General features: G+C 40.5%; 3 protein-coding genes. All 3 read left to right on the top strand.

The features are described from left to right. Positions 1-426 (top strand): DUF4843 domain-containing protein (locus SD31_RS13640; RefSeq protein ID WP_039054528.1); only part of this gene is annotated, 426 nt, incomplete at its 5' end. An 18-nt stretch (positions 427-444) separates the two neighbouring features. Next, positions 445-2,010 carry a PKD-like family lipoprotein gene (locus tag SD31_RS13635; protein WP_039054527.1) on the top strand — a complete coding sequence of 522 codons (1,566 nt, stop codon included), beginning with the start codon at positions 445-447 and terminating at the stop codon, positions 2,008-2,010. Between the two features lie 73 nt (positions 2,011-2,083). Beyond that, on the top strand, positions 2,084-3,268 hold the full coding sequence (locus tag SD31_RS13630) for a TlpA disulfide reductase family protein (protein WP_052259079.1): 1,185 nt from the start codon (positions 2,084-2,086) through the stop codon (positions 3,266-3,268). Positions 3,269-3,432: the final 164 nt, after the last annotated feature.

Below are 3,432 nucleotides of genomic sequence, written 5' to 3'. Positions count from 1 at the left end.
TATCTACTTTTYAAGCCGGAAGGTTTTAGCGAGTTTACCGAAACACCGGGAAGGATAAGATTCCGCCTGAAAGAATCCAATGAGCTCAAAGCTGGGGTAAAAGAACTTAGCACCCTCAACATTAAGCTTCAAAACGGCTTAGTGATGCCAGAACATTGGAACACGCAAGTTCTTTATTACCTGCGCCTCAGCACCTATTTCGGTACATACAGCACCGTAAAACACACCTTGCTGATCCAAGTTAGCGGCAAGACCGTATTCCGAATCTATCAAAACCGTGCTGCTACCATCGACGATACGGAAGCGATGAGTATTGCCGAAGCTACAAACTATGCTAACATGTGTAAAAAGATCCTTCTGGAATATAAAGAACAGAACGGACATCCGCTTTTAGATGAAAATGGCATTGAAGTAACATTCCCATAACCTTCAAATTTTGAACGAATGAAAAGATTAACTCTCTATATAGCCTTGATATGGGTAAGCTTTGTCGCCCTTCAATCTTGTTATAAAGACAAAGGAAATTATACCTATACGGAATTGGATAAGGTACTGATAGATACCTCTAATCTGGGGATACAGGCGACCTATTCCTTAGATCGCTATGATACACTCACTATAGCACCCAAACTTTTTATTAATAACCAAGAAATCACGGATTTCGAAAGCATAAAAAGTCAATACTCTTTTACTTGGAGTATTTATCAGGCTGTAACGGGCGGAACCGTATATAGCAGGGATACGCTGTCGCACGACTTTATCCTTCGTGCTCCTATAAGCAAACCCGCAGGAACATGGAATCTCGTCCTAAGTGTTAAGAACAACCAAACACTGGTAGAAGCCTACCAAAAGTTTAGCGTAGAAGTCAATGAAGCTATATCTGATGGCTGGGCCGTATTGTATGAAAAAGATGGACGTACGGACGTAGGACTTATCATAGATGAGAGAAGCAAACTAGGAGCAACAAAGACGAACATCTTCACGGATCTTATTAAATCTTCTAATGGGGAATCCCTAGAAGGTAAGCCTATAAGCTTCTTGCATTCAGCAACACCACTCAACAGTAGAGAGGTACTGGTCGCTTCACAAAAAGACCTTCAAGCTTATAACCATACCGACTTTGCTTCCCTCTTTCAGTTTCACAACTTGTTCTATAGCGTTCCGTCTGTCAGAAATATCCAAGCTCTAAGCACCAACAACAACCGCAAAGAACTCATCATCAACAACAACGAAGTACATGTAGCTAACTTCACCTTGGGTAATGCTTTGGACCGTACGGTATACTTTGGTCCTTCATTGCTGGGAAATAACGGAGAATTGGCGTCCTGGCTTCCTACCTTCATCGCGCAAAGTTATGACGCAGTAGTATACGATGCCTCCAATAAAAAGTTCTTATACTCCGTAAGCAATTCAATGCGTCTAACAGAACTGCCGGAACAACTTCCTACGGCAGAATGGGATCCGAACAACGTAGGACTAGATTTAGTTGCCAGCGACTACGGTTTTCCAAACACCCCTCTGGCAAACGAGTACCTCATCATGAAAAATGCTTCCGAAACTTATCTGTTGACAGCAAATTTTGCTTCTCCGGTAGCCAATGCCATAGCCCAGAAAAAATACAATATGTCGACTTTACCGCAAGTAAGCAACATCTCAGCAATGGCAGCTTCCTCAACAGGTGCTTATATCCTTTACGGCGCAGAAAACAATCTCTATACTTTTAGATACCAAATCAACGAAGTAGAAAATGTATGGTCGGCACCAGCAGGAGAAAAAATTACCTGTGTAAAATTTTTGAAGTTCTACCACACTGCCGTAGGTGCCGTAAAACTTACTCCTCTAGGTGTAAATGAATACATTTACGTAGCAACATACAATGAGTCGACAAAAGAAGGAAAAGTCTATAATCTAAAGATTAACATCACAAACGGGGTGGTAGACAAAACTTCACAAAAACAATATACCGGTTTCGGTAGAATTACTGATATGGGATACAAATGGAATTTATAATATTAAAATAATTACAGATCATCATGAAAAAAATAAAATTATTTAACCAACTTTATTAAGCTTTCTTCCGTTGATGGGATTAGCGCAGGGAAAGAAGGTGTCTATTCAGGGAGAATTCAAAAATATTCAAGGAGATTACGATAAGCTCTACCTTTTCTATAAGTTTGATGGAAAGCAATTTATCGATAGTGCCAAATTAGAGAAAGGTAAATATAGCTTTGAATTTAATTTGGAAGAACCTAATGTGCTAGCACGTATCATCGTATTCAAAAGTGTGCCGGGAAGACCGGGTGCCGGTATCAGCAATCCCTCGAATACGGCAGCTGTATATATAGAACCAGGAAAAATTAAGTTGGTGAGTGATGGCACTTTCTCCAACATGAAGGTCGAAGGATCTAAAAGCCATTTTGAATACGAGAAATTAAATGCGTTGACAGCACCATACAACGAGCAGCTCATGTCCTTATACCGCAAGGTACAAGACAAAAGCATTTCTGCCGAAGAGAAAAAACAGATTCACGAACAGGTGCTCAACACGCAGAAAGAGCAGAAAAATGTGTTCTTGAAATATATCGATGAAAATCCCGATTCACCGATGTTGTTTTATGCTTTGCAGCGCTACGCCGGAAACTCCAAAGAAGACATGATCAAAGTTTTGGAGCTATATAAGAAACTTCCTGCGGAACAACAAAATTCATCGGAAGGGATGGCTTTCTACAAACGTATTCAAGGACAGCTGGCCATCAGTATAGGCAGCATAGCTCCCGACTTTGCACAACATACTCCTGACGGCAAGCTGGTGGCGCTTTCTTCTACGCGTGGCAAATACGTACTGCTAGACTTCTGGGCTAGCTGGTGCGGCCCTTGTCGTAAAGAAAATCCTCATGTGGTAAGCGCTTACAACAAATTCAAAGACAAAGGATTTACCGTATTCGGTGTGTCGTTAGATCGTGAATCACAAAGACAAGCTTGGATAAAAGCCATCAAAGATGATGGTTTAGACCAATGGACCAATGTATCCGACTTGAAATTCTGGAGCAACGAAGCCGCGCTTCTATATGGGGTGACCGCCATCCCTCAGAATTTCCTCATAGGCACTTCGGGTAAAATTATAGCCAAAAACTTAACGCGGCGAAGAGCTGCACAAAAAACTGGAAGAACTGCTCAAGTAAGTTTTTCATATTCCAGATTATTTTTTAGCCTTAGCATTTTCGTGCTAAGGCTTTTCTTTTTTCTAAGAAGTATACTTTTTTCTTAATCTATATTAATAATTAACTGAACTTCAGGGCTTTAACTTTGTTACAGAAAGGAAACAAGAATTATGTTTGAATTAGAATAAGCTATTGTTTGGAGATTTGGAAGGTTCGACTCCGATACACCAGGAAAATCCAACTGCTCAACAAAGATTACAGGAATCATTGA

It is taken from the genome of Sphingobacterium sp. T2, from assembly GCF_000814685.1.
Classification (GTDB): domain Bacteria; phylum Bacteroidota; class Bacteroidia; order Sphingobacteriales; family Sphingobacteriaceae; genus Sphingobacterium; species Sphingobacterium thermophilum.
The sequence above is the reverse complement of the archived record's forward strand: the minus strand, read 5'-3'. Positions and strand labels throughout refer to the sequence as shown.

Excerpts from the sequence above, each read along its gene's own strand:
- SD31_RS13635 (WP_039054527.1), top strand. The coding sequence starts at position 445 with ATGAAAAGATTAACTCTCTATATAGCCTTGATATGGGTAAGCTTTGTC.
- SD31_RS13630 (WP_052259079.1), top strand. The coding sequence starts at position 2,084 with ATGGGATTAGCGCAGGGAAAGAAGGTGTCTATTCAGGGAGAATTCAAA.